We start from the raw sequence: 14,696 nt of genomic DNA, 5'->3' as shown, positions 1-14,696 counted from the left end.
AAACATGGGTTTTTTGAACGCCTTGATGGGCAACGCCAGTGAAGTGGATCTGGATAAACTCAACGAAGAACTGGCGCCGATTATGGCCGACAGCGAACAGTTGCAGCTGGCCTGTAAACTGGTTCGCGACATGTTTGTCTTCACCAACAAGCGCCTAATCTTGATAGATAAACAAGGCATGACCGGCAAGAAAGTGAGTTATCACTCCATCCCCTACAAGGCGATAGTACACTTTGAAGTGGAAACCGCCGGGCGCTTCGATATGGATGCCGAACTCAGGCTGTGGATCTCAGGCCAGGCAGAGCCCCTGGTCAAAGAGCTCAAGCGCGGCACTGATGTGGTAGGTATTCAAAAGACCATAGCCAAATTCACGCTCTGAGGTTAAAAAGTCTAAGATCCGCTATTTGACAGGGAAAACGCTTCTTCAATGCCGGTCTGCGCCACAAACTCCTCATCATGACTGACCAGAATAAAAGCGCCCGGGTATGCTGCCAGTGCCGCGGCCAGACGCGCTTTCGATTCAATATCCAGATGATTGTCAGGCTCATCCAGCAGCAGTAAGGGATTGCCCCGCTGATGACTGACATAAAGCATGGCCAGCTTCATCTTTTCACCGCCGCTGAGACAAGCCACAGTGCGGTGCACCTGCTCGGCGCGAAAGCCTATCTGGGCCAGCAGAGTGCGGCGCTGACTGTCATCCATCAGGCTGGGATTCACCTGGTTATGATCAATCGGGCTGCTATCAACTTGAGCACAGCGCTGCAGGGTTTCCAACAGTGTCCACTCTGGCTTGAGTAAGCTGAAATGCTGATCCAGATAGACACTGTGGCCATTGAGTTGCACTTGCCCAGCGCTCAACGCCAGCCTAGCCTGTAAGACCCGAAGCAAGCTGGACTTACCACTGCCATTGGCCCCCGCCAGACGCAGTTTATCGCCACTGCTGAGGGTTAAATTGATAGGCTCTCGACTGCCATAGGGCAAGACAGCATCCAATAGCCGTACCAGCGTCTGCTTCGCCACAGGCTGGCCAAGGGTTTCGCGCCCCAGAGTCAGGTTTTGCCTACGCCTTTGATCACACTGCTGTTTCAGCCCGGCAAGCTCAGAGTCCAGCAGTCGCTGATGTTGCCGCTCCCGGGTCGCCATGGCCGCCGCATTGGCACCGGCCCGCTCTTTTTGATGGTCGAGCAACACCTTGGCCTGGCTGCCACTGCGCGCCAATTTCTCCCCTTTGGCTGCTCTCTGTTGTGCCCGCTCCCGGCTCAACTGTGCCTGCTTTCTTGCCTGACGCTGTGCCTTGACGGCATTCTCCAACCTGCGTTCAAGCGCTTGCTGTGCCAGGGTGTGCTGATGCCAATAGCTGTCATAGTTGCCGCCATAGGAACCGAGCCCCAAGCTGTTGAGCTCCCAGATTTCATCCATCTGTCGTAGCAGATCTATGTCGTGGCTTATCAGCAGGATCTGCCCTGAAAATGCCGACATCCGCTGCCGCAGCCACTGTCTGCCGCCTCTGTCCAAATGATTGGAAGGCTCATCGAGCAGCAACCAGTCGGCCTCGCTTTGAAACAAACGCCACAGTTTCAACTTGGCCTGCTGGCCACCACTGAGGCGTTCGAACTCAAGCTCGGGCTCTGCCGGCAACCCCAGCTCCCGGCAGAGTTCGCAAAAGGTTTGCCGCACCTGCCAGTCGTCATTGAGCTGCTCAAACCAATGACTGTCACAACAGCCCTGCTCTATTTGTGTCAGCGCCTGTAATCTGGTCGCCAAGCCCAGACATTGGCTCAGTCGGCTTCCGGTTTGCATTGTCGGCACTTGGGACGAGGAGCCATCAACCCGGCTTGCTGCGGCCGTTAGCAGCTTGGGTTCTTGCTGCTGCCGGTATATACCGCAAATTCCCCGGCGCTCAACCGTGCCGCTATCCGGCGCTCTCAAACCGCAGAATATTTCGCCCAGCAGACTCTTGCCTATGCCGTTGCGGCCAATGAGGCCGGTCATTCTAGCGCTCAGGCTACAGCTGATATCGGCAAACAATGGTTCAAGGCCATGGGTATAGAGTGAGATTTGTCTTGCATGAAATGCCTGCATCTTGCCTCCTGCAGACAGGGAGGCACGGCGAGATCCGATCCGGGTTTAAGCAGTCATGATATGGCGAATGAGCGCCAACTGACTGCAACAATAAAGACTTGAGCGAACACGCCGACCGACCCTGCCAATCTAATAATGGAAAAGTAAAAAAGATTGGTGATCAGGTGTCAGTTGTTCATTTGGGCGTAAGCTCCAATAGGCGAGGATGGCGGAATTATAACCGTCTGAGACAACAAAGATCCAGCTTGCCCCTTTTGGGGTTGAGAGCACAAGTTAAAAAAGGATGCCGAAGCATCCTTTTTATCAAGCCGTTAGCCGGGGCAGCTTACTGCTGCTCGGCCGCCTGGTTTTCCGTGGTTTGCTTCAATAGCCGACTGGTCATGGTACCTGCGGTCATGGAACCGGATACGTTCAAGGCGGTACGCGCCATATCAATCAGCGGCTCGATGGAGATCAGCAGCGCCACAATGGCCACCGGCAGTCCCATGGCAGGCAGGACGATCAGCGCCGCAAATGTTGCACCGCCACCGACACCGGCTATCCCGAAGGAGCTGATGGTCACTATGGCAATCAAGGACAGCATGAAATGCAAGTCCAGTGGATCTATGCCCATGCTGGGCGCCACCATCACAGCCAACATGGCAGGATAGATACCGGCGCAGCCGTTCTGGCCGATAGTGGCACCGAACGAGGCCGCCAGATTGGCAATGGCCGGCGGCACATTCAGCTGGGTCACCTGAGCCTCGACATTCAATGGAATAGTCGCCGCCGAACTGCGCGACGAGAAGGCAAAGGTCAGCACGGGCCAAATTTTACGGAAGTAGTCCAGTGGGCTAACACCCACCATGGCCACCAGCATGCCGTGAACAACAAACATCAGCAGGATGGCGACGTAAGAGGCCAGAATAAAACCCAACAGGTTGAGCATGTCAGCAGCGCTGGAAGAGGCGACCACCTTGGCCATCAGCGCGGCAATACCATAGGGAGTCAGCGCCATAATCATCTTCACCAGGCGCATAACAATCGCCTGCGCACCTTCAACAAAGGTCCGTATGGGGGATTCCAGTTGCTCTTTCTCATGCATCACCTTGCGGGCCGCTATCCCGAGGAGGATACCAAAAATCACCACGGCAATGATGGAAGTGGAACGGGTACCGGCCAGATCGGCAAAAGGATTTACCGGAATAAAGCTCAGCAGCATTTGCGGTACAGTCAGATCGGCAATCGAAGCCGCCTTGGTATCCAATACTGCCATTTGCGCCGTTTCCCGGCTACCGGCTATCAGCCCCTCGGCAGAAATCCCTGAGATGGAAGTGACCAGAATACCTATCAAAGCCGCTACGGCCGTGGTCGCCATCAGAATAAATATGGTCAGGGAGGAGATCTTGCCGAGCGAGCCGCCCTTATCCAACTTGACCACTGCCGCGACCATGGACACCAACACCAAGGGCATGATCACCATCTTCAGCAAGGCCACATAGCCACCACCGACTATGGCTATCCAACTGAGCGCCTCTGCTGTGACCTGGCTGTCCACGCCAAAGTAAGACTGCATCAGGAAACCATAGGCACTGCCGAGGATTAAGCCGATCAGCACCAGACGGGATAATTTGTGCTCTTTTTGCTGTTGGAGAAACAGAATAAACAGAACACCGAGAAATACCGCAATGGCTGCGATAACTGCAATAGACATATGGAACCTTATACGGGAAACGGTATATAAAGAGAGAATCTAACGCATAATAGGCGCTTGTTTAAGCACGACAAAATATTAAGTTATTATTCTTTATAGCTTCTAATTATAAATAACTCGGCGAGGAACAAGGTTGAAATCCCCTCCAAGGCTCTGGGTTCAATCAATATTCCTCTGACATCATTCACAGAAAGTTACACAAAATAATCCCATCAAATCCAGCCCGGATAAGCTTGTTTTCATCATCCGGGGATATACTCCCGAGGCAGCCTCAGCTGCCGAATATAATAACTATCTGTATCTAAAGGAGACTTTCCGTGAAGAAGGTTGGAATTCTGTTGCTCTGCCTCTTGATGCCACTGGCATCGGCGTGGGCAGAGTCGGGCAAGCCCTTGTCGGTTGAGCTATTGTGGCAACTCAAGCGTATCGGCAGCCCGGTAGTATCGCCAGGCGGCGAGCATATCATCGCCCCCGTGACCGAGTATGATGTCAAGGCCGACAAAGGGTCGACCCAACTTTGGTACTTTGATGCCGATGGCAAACATCAACGCCCACTGACTGCTGCCGGACTCAAGGTGAGCAACCCGGTATTTTCTCCCGATGGCAACACTCTGGCCTTTGTCAGCCAGCGCAATGAAGACGATGCAGGGCAGATCTATCTGCTGCCGATGAATGGCCCGGGTGAAGCCCAGCGGCTGACCGAGGTGCCTACCGGCGTGTACGGCATCAAATGGGTTGGCAAACATCTCTATTTCATCAGCAACATCTTCCCCGGGCAAGACTGGAAGCAGATGCAAGAGCAGCTGAAAGCCGACAAGGACAACAAGACCTCGGCCAAGCAGTGGAATGCCCTGCCCTATGCCCAGTTCGATCACTGGCTGGATGAACGTCGTCAGGCGCATGTGTTCCGAATTCCCGCCAAGGGCGGCGAGATAGAAGCCATTACTCAAACGCTGGGCCATGAGCTGCCTCGTTCGAGTCAAAGTGCCGGCAGCTATGATGTGTCTGCCGATGAGAAACTGATCGCCTTCAACGCCTACGGCTCCGATAACCGGGTCGATCCCAAGCTGGACATCTTCCTCGGCAAGATAGGCGCAGACAAGGCTGAAAACCTGACGCCGGACAACGAAGCGCCCGATAGCCGCCCCAGCTTCAGCCCCGACGGCAAGACGCTGGCCTTCACTCGCCAGAAGATCCCGGGTTTCTATGCCGACACCTCCAGGCTGATGCTGCTGGATATCCACAGCCGTAAGCTCAAGACCCTGACCGCCAATTGGGACAGATCTGTGTCTCAGTTCAGCTGGACGCCGGATGGTAAAGGCTTCTACGCCGCCATTGATGATGCCGCCACCAGCCGTATCTATCATATCGATGCCAAGAGCGGCAAAGTGAAGGCGATCACCAAGGACACCAACTATGGTCAGCCGCAGATAGGCAAGAAAGGTACTCTGATTGCCCTCAACGACAGCTTCCTTTATCCGGCGCGACTGCTGGCGATCAATCCCAAAAACGGCAAGGGCCAAAGGCTGGAGCAGTTCAATGACGAACTGCTCAAGGATGTGGATCTGGGCAGCTATGAGTCTGTGACCTACAAGGGTTACAACAACCAGGATATCCAGATGTGGGTGCACTACCCACCGGGTTTCGATCGCAGCAAGAAGTACCCGCTGTTTATGCTGGTACACGGCGGCCCACACAACGCCATCAGTGATGGTTTCCACTATCGCTGGAACGCCCAGACTTTCGCCTCCTGGGGTTATGTCACCGCCTGGCCCAATTTCCACGGTTCCAGCGGCTTCGGCCAGGACTTTGCCGATGCCATCAACCCGGACTGGAAAAACAAGTCTCTGGATGATGTCCTCAAGGCGGCCGACTGGTTTGAACAAAAGAGCTGGATCGACAGCGATCGCATGGTGGCCGGTGGTGCCAGCTACGGCGGCTATCTGACCTCCATCATCCTCGGGCAGAAACATCCGTTCAAGGCGCTGTTGATCCATGCTGCCGTTTACGACATGTACTCCCAGATGGCTTCCGACTTCGCCGTGCACAGCACCCGTTTCGGCCACTACTGGGAAAACCCGGAGATCTACCAGTCGATTTCACCCCATTACTTTGCCGCCGGTTTCAATACCCCGACCCTGGTGAGCCATGGTCAGCTGGACTACCGGGTACCCGTGGGACAAGGTTTTGAGCTGTTCCGCACCCTGCAAAGCCGTGGAGTGGAATCGCGGATGATCTATTTCCCCGATGAAAACCACTGGATCATGAAGCCCAACAACTCCATCTATTGGTATAACCAGGTCAAAGACTGGATGACCCATTATGCCGAGCCGGGCCCACGTTAATCGCCGATAATCGGCATCCAAGCAAGAAGGCGACTCAGGGTCGCCTTTTTTAGTGCCCCAAATGAGCCTAAATATAAGCTGCAACATCTAAATGAGGCGCCATCAACCCACCACTCTACAATTTGCCCAACTGCAAGATACTGTCATTCAAACAAGAAACCGCATAACAAGCGGTAATGCTGGCGACACTTTTTATCCTTGGGTACCATTGAACAATAAAGAGGCGCTTGGACATGCCAACGCCGGGGAAGATGGATACTTAAATGGAATTAAGATACATGCTGTTATGCATGTTTTTGCTGCTGGCCAGCCTAACGTCTGTTGCAAAAGAACAGGCTAGCCTTCCGGTCATTGACATAGAACACAACAGTGTTGCACTCGAAGAGTTCAAAATTGGCTATTTTATTGATGACAGCCAAAACCTTGGCTTTGAGCAGGCACGCCAGAAGCCTTTCGGCGTAACCGATAATGTCACCACCTTGGGTACCAGTGCCAGAGTCACTTGGTTCAAGCTGAACCTGCACAATAGGCTCTCGCAGGCAAAGCCGCTGTTTTTGCACCTGCCTCATGCTTACCATGTGCAGCAAATCGACATCTATGAGGAAAACGGTCAACAACTGCAGCGACACGAGCGGTTGGATCTCGAACAGGCCGCCGACAACCCACTCATGTATCGGGGCACTGTCGTCTACCCACTGACTCCGGCGTCAGATCAGATAACAACCCTGTATATTCGTAGCCATGTTTACTCCCATCAATGGTTTGCCATGACACTGATGGATGAAGACAATTCGCGAAGAGCTCTGGTAAGCACCCATTATGATATTGCGATCATGGTGGGTATGTTGCTGGCATTAGTGTTCTACAACGGCCTGCTGTATTTCGCCAGCAGCAAGAAAGAGAACATCTACTATTCGCTGTATCTGATCTCCGGTCTGGTGTGGATAGCCCTGTCCTATGGTCTAGTCGCCAGCGTATTCAACGCCTACGGTTCGAGCGTCTTTATGCTCAACCTGTCGCTGCTCACCATGCCGATTTTCTTGCTGTTGTTTATGATGGCCATCTTCGAAACCAAGCAATTCTATCCCTCAGAACACAAGGTGTTGCAATTGCTGTTGTTGCTGCTATTTGCCTTTCTGATTTGGGGGCTGTTTGATATCTCTGCGGCACTCAAACCCGCCAGCAGTATGGCGGCAGTCATGATGCTGGTGACCTTCTCTGTGAGTATCTCCCTCTATCGCAAGGGCAATCCTCTGGTGAAGTACTTTCTGGTGGGCCACAGCTTTTTCGTTATCTTCAATGGCATAGCCGTGCTCTTCTACAAGGGCTTGATCTCTCCGAGCTACCTCAGCAGTCATGGAGTCGGTATCGGCATTATGCTGGAAGGCCTAACCCTGGCGTTTATCATCTCCTATAGGATCAAAATTCTTGAAGATATCCGCGCCTCGCAGGAAGAGCTCAAGCGCCAGGCGGCCACAGATCCTCTGACCAAACTCTATAACCGGCGCTATTTCTATTCCGAAGCCGACTATCAACTTAAGCTGGCCGGCCGCAATGGCGAGGCTATCTCTGTACTTATTCTGGATATAGACAACTTTAAGCAGATCAACGACAACTTTGGTCATCACTGGGGCGACAGGGTCATAGTCGCCCTGGCCAAACTATTGAAACAACACTTTCAAGGAGCCGAAATGGCGGCCCGCTTCGGCGGCGAAGAGTTCGTGATCTTGTTGCCGGGATCCCCCCTAAACCAAGCCTTGCAACGCGCCGAGCAGCTGCGCCTGGCCATCGAAATGATGCTGATTAACACAGATGAGGGAGACGGGCTCAGTTGCACTGTCAGCATAGGCGTAGCCGAGGTCGAAATTGGCTCGGAGTCGATAGAAGCGGCCGTCAAAAGGGCCGACGGCGCGCTTTATCAAGCCAAAAACAGTGGCCGCAATCGGGTCGTTGCCAATTCAAGCGCTAGCGACCAAGAATTAGATACCGGCGTTGAAATCAATCCAGGTCTTTAAGCATTTGCCGTCCCAATTGCCGCATCTGCTGCTGGATCCAGTCGGCGCGGCGGTTCATGTAAGCACTGGGGGGATTGATTTGATATTGCCAGGGATTGGGCAACAAGGCGGCCAGCAAGGCCGCCTCGCGGGACGACAACTGAGCGGCGCTCTTATGAAAGTAGTGCTGTGCCGCCGCTTCGACGCCGTAGATCCCCGGGCCGAATTCGACAATATTCAGATACAACTCAAGGATCCTGGGCTTATCCAACACCAGCTCCAGAAGCAGGGTGAACCAAGCTTCGGCCCCCTTGCGAATAAAGCTGCGCGAAGACCACATAAACAGGTTCTTGGCGGTTTGCTGGCTCAAGGTGCTGGCGCCTCTGAGGCGCTCCCCCTGAAGCTTATCTTCTATGGCATTCTGAATCGCCTTGAGATCAAAACCGGAATGAAAGGCAAAACGCTGATCTTCACTGGCGATCACCGCCAGTGGCATATTGGCAGATATCTGAGTCAGCGGCTGCCACTGGTGTTGCACCTGATGTTGTACCTGTGTGACCGGCACCGGCGGAAACCAATAGCGTTCAATCCGCCAGCTCCATAGCGGCGGGTTAACAAACTTAAGGGCAATCACCATCAGCAGGGACAGTATCATCAGCCCCAACAGCAGTTTTATCAGCCAGGCTGTCAGTCGCCTAAACCATCCCTTTTTCGCGGCCAAATTCGCTCCTGATAAATAAGCTCACCTAAAACTGAGTGCACCTGAAACTGAGTGAGCCTGGAAACCCTCAGTGAATAATAATCGAGTATTTTGCCAGGTGCGAACCCGGCCCCCAATTCCAATCTGTAGCTTATCCGGAGCATCCGAGCGACTCAGCGGCACTTTTCTTAGCCCCTTAGTCAGGGCCGAAGCGGCCGCGCTCAAGAAAGGCCTGTACCGCCGCCAGCATATCCTGATGCCAATGTATGGCCTTATGGCACAGGGGCAACACCATCCAATCACTGGCATCATCACAACGGGTAGAAGCCAGGGGTACCCGGCCATCGGACTCGCCGTCAATCAAGGCGCCCAAGGGATCCTGAGTCCCACTGCCGGCGATGATCCCAAGATGAGCCTGACTATCTTCGCGCCAGCTTGCCCAGCGCTGCCCCGGCAGCAAAGATTGCAGCGGCTGAAATAACCTGGAATATCCCGGAAGCTTATCGGCCAGACTCGCCAGCGGTGAACCATCATGGGGCGTGGCAATAAACACACTGTGGCCCAAATTGCCGGGCGGCTGCTCTGCCAGCAGTTGCCGAACGATTAAGCCTCCCATGCTATGAGCCACAAAGTGCACCCCGGGATACTGCTGCCAATTCTGCTCATCCAGCGCCTGGCGTAAGGTCACTACCGCTTGTTGCAGTGAGCCGAAACGGGTGGGCAATCTGGGGCACAGGATACTGTATTGCCGGGACAAGCCTTGGGCCAAAAATCCCATGTCACGCTCATCTTTGTTGAAGCCATGCACCAGCACTACCAGAGCTTTGTTGTTATCCAGCCTCAAGCAGGCTGGCTCTTGAGCCACTGCTGAAATGCCTGTTTGGGCATGGCACCGGCCTGCTGGGCTATCACTCGGCCATTTTTGAACAGCATTATGGTCGGAATGGAGCGGATCCCATACTGGGCCGCCAGCGCTTGCTGAGCCTCGGTATCTAGCTTGCCGAACCGAAACTCCGGCTCCAGTTCGGCAGCGCTCTGCTCGAATATGGGAGCAAACTGTTTGCAGGGACCACACCAGCTGGCCCAGAAATCCACAACCAGCGGCAGCTCTGACTTATGGGCATGGTTAGCAAAGTTGGCATCAGTCAATTCTACTGGGCGGCCCTGAAACAAAGGTTGCTTACAGTGGCCGCACTTAGGGCCTTGAGACAGGCGTTCTTCCGGCACCCGGTTCATTCCAGCGCACTGGGGACATGCAATCAACATAGGATTCTCCTCTCAAGCGGCGTTATCGCCGCACACTGTGAAATAGGGGGACGGCGTTAAACCGACTCAAGCCAGATGAGGCCGCAACGCAGCCAATACCTGGGGATAGTCAGCCTGATTATCCAAGGTCAGACTCAGATAGCCATCGCCGCGAAAGGCCCGGTCCAGTTCCAGCAAGATATGGGTTTGTTCGCCATCGGGAACCAGGGTAAGCTCCACTTCACGCAAAAGGCGGATCCCACGCCCTGTTGGCACAAACTCCAACTCCTGATAGCAGCCTGAGCCACTGCGAAAATCAGCGGTGTTGATATAGCCTTGCTCAACATCGGCTTTTTTAAGGACAAAGCCCAACTCCTCCATGGCCTGCAGCAGGTGCAGCAACAGCTGGGTAGGCTGGATCTGCAGCAGATCCTGATCGCCCGGATCTATGGCGTAATCTATCGCCAGCCCGGTTTGCAGCCAGACCCGGCATTGATTGTTACGCACCGGCAACTGGGTAAATGGGGTCTCAGGGTGCAACTGACCGATGAAAGGCAGTTCTCTCACCTCTCCGGCCTGAAGTTCAAAGCCTTCGCTGATACGCCAGCTGGCCAGACAATGATTGATAAAGTGGCTGCTGTCGCCGTCACTGACCTTGACCCGGGTCATTAAGGCTAGCTCCAGGCCGGCAATATCCTGACTTACCTCGCCGCCCTTGAGCACAATTCGGGCTTCGAAGGTTTGCCCAGGTTGCAGGCTGGCATTGAGCAAACGAGTATCGACACTGGCGCCGCCAACGCCAACTGCCGCGAGCAATTTCTTAAACATCCTCTGTTCCTGTTTATGTAAAGGCTTTGCCGCATTTAAGCCCCTTTTCTTCGGCGAGTAAAGGGCGAGCACATCGGCTGTAAATTCCCAAACCCAACAAGCAGGCAGCAACAAAACTCATTCTGAGCCAGTTAAAAACCAGAAGCCGGCAAAATCATCGACCTAATCAGGGATGGCGTAAACGGACTTCTGCCAAAATCGGTGTATGGTCGCTCGCCTGGGCATCCAGCTCAAACTGCGGCCGCAGTAGGTGCCTGTCATAGACCCGATAATCCACCACTTCTGCCAGGCTATGCTGGCTACGGGCATCAAACTCCTGACTCAACAACAGATAGTCGACCACACTGCCTTGAGAGCCGTGAAAATGGGTCACGGGGCGAGTCACTGTCATTCGCTCGCCCGTTTGCTCAGAAGCTTCTCGCCAGAGCTGCCAGGCGTCAAACAGTTGAAAATGCGCCAGCTGCAGTTTCAGCCTTTCATCAGGCAGGCCGTAAAGGCCCGCAGCGCGAATATCCCCGTTGTAGAGCTGCCCAGCGCCCACCAACAGCCCCTTGAGTTCACTGGAATCTATGCCGGCGTTAAAATCCCCCATCAGTACCACAGCGTTGCCGCTTTGCTGGCGCCGCTTGAGTATCGCCTGATACAGCAGCATCGCCTCACTGCCACGCTGCAAAGTGGCTGACCAGCGTCCCAGCGCACTCTCGGCAAGCAGCCCGGCGGCACCTTGCTGCTCGACCGCGCCCTTGGGCAACTTGTTACGAGGTGATTTGAAATGCACCACATAGGTATCACAGTGGCCGAGCCCAGGCAGCATCAAGGTGGCTCTCAGTATCTGACGACTGCTTTGAAACTCATCCTTAAGCCCTAGAGTAAGTGCCAGTTCGGCATCCAGCGCCACCGCCGCCAAAGAAACGATTGGATAACGGCTTGCCAGTGCCACCACACTCTTGCGGGCAACAAAGCCTTCTATGACAGGCGAATCCACCAGCGCAAAGTGGGCAAGACCGGCTGCCTGACACAATTCGCGTAGCGGCTCGGGGCTGAATACCTCCTGCCAGCCCACCAGATCTGGCTGCGCCTGCTGCAACCAGCGGGCTATCCAATCACACTTTTGTTGCCACTGTCCTTGGGTATAGATGTTGTTGAACTCATGAAACGCCAGCGGCGGCATGGCAAAGTTGAACAGATTCAGGCTGGCGATGCGGATATTGGAAGACATGAAAAACGCTGCGGCTCCGGTAACTCTGCTGAGTGATAGTGTTGATATTAAGCCGGTGAGGAGATTTGTCCAATAACGCCCACCAACAACCTTCCGGCCACCCATTTCACCCAGATACGGCCCAGCGATTCAACAAAGAGGTAACATAAAACCGCTGTTTTTGACCCCAACACCTTGTTTGACACCCTTTTTCAATCTCCCGCTTGACTTGTTTGCTTGCGACCATACAATCGCCGCTGAATTAACCATACGGAGACCCACTGTGGACACACACATAGGTGACAGTAGATGTCCTGTCAGTCAGACAGGATTATTTGCCCGGCACTAGTCTGCAGCTTCGCAAACTACTGCCAGGCCTGGCAGTAGCGTAGTAAAGAATCCCTTTTCCGTTACTCCCCATTAAAAACCTTTTGAGCTTTGCATACGCGAGCATGCCGCAGCGATCCCCTGTGGCTATCAGCTTAATGCAACCATAAAGGTTTACTTAGGACAGCCTTGCTGCCCCATCTACGACCTTGAGTGTTCCCCCACACAGGAGGAACAAGCATGAAATTCAGATATACCAATGCGCTGCTGCTGGGCGGCCTGCTCTGGCATGGACAACTGCATGCTGGCATTCAGTTGCTGGAAGAGCCCGATATTGCCGCTGCCACAGAACTCGCTGTCGACTGGCAACGACAAGCGGGCAACAACGGCTTTGCCCTGGGGCTCAACCAAGCCGTCTTTGGCGGCGAGTTGGCGCTGGAACTGCAAACAGACGACCGGGATGCTCCCTGGGACAGGCATGAGAGCCGCGGCTGGCAACTCGGCTACAAACAACCGCTGACCACAAACGGCTTATCCCAGGTTCAGACTCAGGCTCTGGCACTGGAGCTGGGGCGTCATCACAGAGATGGCTGGCAAGGGCACGCCCTGGTCGGTACCGATCTGCCGATTGCCACCCAGGGCTTCTTTGTGCGCAACAACCTGGGGCTGAGCCTGGAGTCGGGAGAAGGTCCGGCAATGATTTTTGGCCTGGGAGCCGGCTTCAAAGTTCAGCAGCAAACTCTGCTGTTTGAAAACCAGTATCTGGGCCAAGGCGACTATGGCTACCAGCTACTCTGGCAAAACCAGCCCAACGCCCGTTGCCAGTGGCAATTGGGCTATGGCAATCAGTATGGCGGTGGCGCCCGCCAATTTGGCGCCGGCATACAATTTTTCTTTTCTTGATAGCTCATTGGGAGAATGACCTATGAACAGCAACAACATCATACTCAACCTGCACCTTATTCTGGCCAACAAAGACGCCAAGGCGATGCAGATGCTGGCATCCGAGCTGCACCCGGCGGACATAGCCGCCGTGCTGCCGGCCTTCGACAGCCAGCAAACGGCCTCAATACTGACCCTGTGCCAGCCCAAAACCGCGGCGGCGCTGCTGCGGTATCTGTCCCATCAGCAGCAAAAGCTGCTGGCGGAAGCAGTGGATCATCAAACCCTTGGGAAAATTATCATGGAGATGGCGGCGGACGAGCGCGCCGACCTCTACAACGAGTTGGAGATTGAGCAGCAGGCCCTGCTGCTGCCGACACTGGCCAAGGCGGAGCGCGAGGACATGCGTACCCTGGCGGCCTATGATGACTCCAAGGTCGGCTCCATTATGACCTCTGACTATGCCCTGCTGCGGGTCAATCACACCGCGGAAGAGGCCACAGACAGCCTGAGGAAAGTGGCAACGGATCTGGAAACCATCTACCAGACCTATGTGGTGGATGAGCGCGGACGCCTGATAGGCAATGTGTCGCTGCGTCAGCTCATCATCGCGCCGCCCAAGGCGTTGGTGAAAGACTTTATGAAAGAGCAGACCATTGCCATAGAAGCGGAAGCCCTCAAAGAAGAAGCTGCGCAGATGATAGCCCACTATGATCTGCTGGCGCTGCCAGTAGTCAACAGCAAAGACCAACTGGTCGGCATAGTCACTTATGATGATGCCATGGATGTGGCCAGTGCCCAGGCCGATGCCGAATTCAACAAACACGGAGCAGTGGGGCAGTTGGCATGCTCTTTCAAGGAAGCCAGCATTGGCATGCTTTATCGTAAGCGAGTCTTTTGGCTGGTGTTGCTGGTGTTCGGCAATGTGTTATCCGGCACTGGGATCGCCTACTTTGAAGATACCATCACAGCCTATGTTGCTCTGGTGTTCTTCTTGCCACTGCTCATCGGCAGTAGCGGTAACGCCGGTTCGCAGTCTGCCACCTTGATGGTCAGGGCACTGGCCACCGGGGAGGTCGTCCTCAAAGACTGGCTGTCGCTGCTGGGCAAAGAGCTGTTTGTCGCCGGCTTACTGGGGGCCACCATGGCCATTGCGGTATTTACCCTGGGTTATTGGCGTGGCGGTGATATCGCCTTGGTGGTGGCTCTGACCATGCAACTTGTGGTGATTATCGGCAGCCTGATAGGCATGTCCCTGCCCTTCTTGCTGAGCAAGTTCAAGTTGGATCCGGCCTCGGCCAGCGCACCGCTGGTGACTTCGATAGCCGATATCATAGGTGTCATCGTCTACTTCAATGTCGCCACCGCTATTTTGAATTTTCCGCCTGTCAGTGGTTAATTG

At 54.4% G+C, this 14,696-nt stretch carries 12 protein-coding genes; 5 read left to right on the top strand and 7 right to left on the bottom strand.

Going from position 1 to position 14,696, the window contains the following annotated elements:
* Positions 1–4: 4 nt before the first annotated feature.
* The gene (locus K5621_RS03715; protein WP_221050457.1) at positions 5–379 is read left to right on the top strand and encodes a PH domain-containing protein; all 375 of its coding nucleotides are present in this window, start codon (positions 5–7) and stop codon (positions 377–379) included.
* Positions 380–390: 11 nt separating this feature from the next.
* On the opposite strand, the gene K5621_RS03710 is transcribed toward K5621_RS03715, so the two are convergent.
* Positions 391–2,082 (bottom strand): ATP-binding cassette domain-containing protein, encoded by a 1,692-nt coding sequence (locus tag K5621_RS03710; RefSeq protein WP_221050456.1) that lies wholly within the window; start codon positions 2,080–2,082, stop codon positions 391–393.
* Positions 2,083–2,407: 325 nt separating this feature from the next.
* A complete protein-coding gene (locus K5621_RS03705) occupies positions 2,408–3,775 on the bottom strand; it encodes an L-cystine transporter (protein ID WP_100142477.1) in 1,368 nt (455 codons plus the stop codon).
* Positions 3,776–4,092: 317 nt separating this feature from the next.
* On the opposite strand from K5621_RS03705, the gene K5621_RS03700 reads away from it, so the two are divergent.
* Entirely contained in the window at positions 4,093–6,120 is a 2,028-nt protein-coding gene (locus K5621_RS03700; RefSeq protein ID WP_221050455.1) for a S9 family peptidase, read from the top strand.
* Between the two features lie 263 nt (positions 6,121–6,383).
* The gene (locus tag K5621_RS03695) at positions 6,384–8,135 is read left to right on the top strand and encodes a sensor domain-containing diguanylate cyclase (RefSeq protein WP_221050454.1); all 1,752 of its coding nucleotides are present in this window, start codon (positions 6,384–6,386) and stop codon (positions 8,133–8,135) included.
* On the opposite strand, the gene mtgA is transcribed toward K5621_RS03695, so the two are convergent.
* The 5 genes from mtgA to K5621_RS03670 all read right to left on the bottom strand — a co-directional run bounded on the left by mtgA (position 8,119) and on the right by K5621_RS03670 (position 12,106).
* The gene (gene mtgA / locus K5621_RS03690; protein WP_280638581.1) at positions 8,119–8,835 is read right to left on the bottom strand and encodes a monofunctional biosynthetic peptidoglycan transglycosylase; all 717 of its coding nucleotides are present in this window, start codon (positions 8,833–8,835) and stop codon (positions 8,119–8,121) included. The genes K5621_RS03695 and mtgA overlap by 17 nt on opposite strands.
* A gap of 175 nt (positions 8,836–9,010) precedes the next feature.
* Positions 9,011–9,679 carry an esterase/lipase family protein gene (locus K5621_RS03685; protein ID WP_221050453.1) on the bottom strand — a complete coding sequence of 223 codons (669 nt, stop codon included), beginning with the start codon at positions 9,677–9,679 and terminating at the stop codon, positions 9,011–9,013.
* Positions 9,655–10,080: a thioredoxin TrxC gene (gene trxC / locus K5621_RS03680; RefSeq protein WP_221050452.1), complete on the bottom strand. Its 426-nt coding sequence runs from the start codon at positions 10,078–10,080 to the stop codon at positions 9,655–9,657. The genes K5621_RS03685 and trxC overlap by 25 nt, the downstream gene beginning before the upstream one ends.
* A 66-nt stretch (positions 10,081–10,146) precedes the next feature.
* Complete coding sequence (locus tag K5621_RS03675; RefSeq protein WP_221050451.1) at positions 10,147–10,887, bottom strand: sporulation protein; 741 nt, start codon at positions 10,885–10,887, stop codon at positions 10,147–10,149.
* 166 nt (positions 10,888–11,053) lie between these two features.
* On the bottom strand, positions 11,054–12,106 hold the full coding sequence (locus tag K5621_RS03670) for an endonuclease/exonuclease/phosphatase family protein (protein WP_221050450.1): 1,053 nt from the start codon (positions 12,104–12,106) through the stop codon (positions 11,054–11,056).
* 546 nt (positions 12,107–12,652) lie between these two features.
* Between K5621_RS03670 and K5621_RS03665 the strand changes: the two genes are divergently transcribed.
* Both K5621_RS03665 and mgtE read left to right on the top strand, forming a co-directional pair.
* On the top strand, positions 12,653–13,315 hold the full coding sequence (locus K5621_RS03665; protein WP_221050449.1) for a hypothetical protein: 663 nt from the start codon (positions 12,653–12,655) through the stop codon (positions 13,313–13,315).
* A gap of 22 nt (positions 13,316–13,337) precedes the next feature.
* Positions 13,338–14,693 carry a magnesium transporter gene (mgtE, locus tag K5621_RS03660; RefSeq protein ID WP_221050448.1) on the top strand — a complete coding sequence of 452 codons (1,356 nt, stop codon included), beginning with the start codon at positions 13,338–13,340 and terminating at the stop codon, positions 14,691–14,693.
* The last annotated feature ends 3 nt before the right edge of the window (positions 14,694–14,696 follow it).

The sequence above is a fragment of the Shewanella carassii genome (genome assembly GCF_019670705.1).
Classification (GTDB): domain Bacteria; phylum Pseudomonadota; class Gammaproteobacteria; order Enterobacterales; family Shewanellaceae; genus Shewanella; species Shewanella carassii.
This window is presented reverse-complemented; position numbering and strand designations above follow the sequence as displayed.